This is a genomic window from Paenalcaligenes hermetiae (assembly GCF_039543645.1).
Classification (GTDB): Bacteria; Pseudomonadota; Gammaproteobacteria; order Burkholderiales; family Burkholderiaceae_B; genus Paenalcaligenes; species Paenalcaligenes hermetiae.
Genome location: NZ_BAABKD010000014.1, coordinates 1 through 694, shown reverse-complemented (window position 1 = coordinate 694; position 694 = coordinate 1). Strand labels below are relative to the sequence as shown.

At 53.0% G+C, this 694-nt stretch carries 1 protein-coding gene; it reads left to right on the top strand.

Annotated features, from left to right (window positions below):
* Window positions 1-694 (top strand): AadA family aminoglycoside 3''-O-nucleotidyltransferase (locus ABD980_RS11170; protein ID WP_345371763.1); only part of this gene is annotated, 694 nt, incomplete at both ends.

Here is a 694-nt window from a genome sequence, read left to right as displayed (position 1 = left end):
GCTGGCCGTACATTTGTACGGCTCCGCAGTGGATGGCGGCCTGAAGCCACACAGTGATATTGATTTGCTGGTTACGGTGACCGTAAGGCTTGATGAAACAACGCGGCGAGCTTTGATCAACGACCTTTTGGAAACTTCGGCTTCCCCTGGAGAGAGCGAGATTCTCCGCGCTGTAGAAGTCACCATTGTTGTGCACGACGACATCATTCCGTGGCGTTATCCAGCTAAGCGCGAACTGCAATTTGGAGAATGGCAGCGCAATGACATTCTTGCAGGTATCTTCGAGCCAGCCACGATCGACATTGATCTGGCTATCTTGCTGACAAAAGCAAGAGAACATAGCGTTGCCTTGGTAGGTCCAGCGGCGGAGGAACTCTTTGATCCGGTTCCTGAACAGGATCTATTTGAGGCGCTAAATGAAACCTTAACGCTATGGAACTCGCCGCCCGACTGGGCTGGCGATGAGCGAAATGTAGTGCTTACGTTGTCCCGCATTTGGTACAGCGCAGTAACCGGCAAAATCGCGCCGAAGGATGTCGCTGCCGACTGGGCAATGGAGCGCCTGCCGGCCCAGTATCAGCCCGTCATACTTGAAGCTAGACAGGCTTATCTTGGACAAGAAGAAGATCGCTTGGCCTCGCGCGCAGATCAGTTGGAAGAATTTGTTCACTACGTGAAAGGCGAGATCACCAAG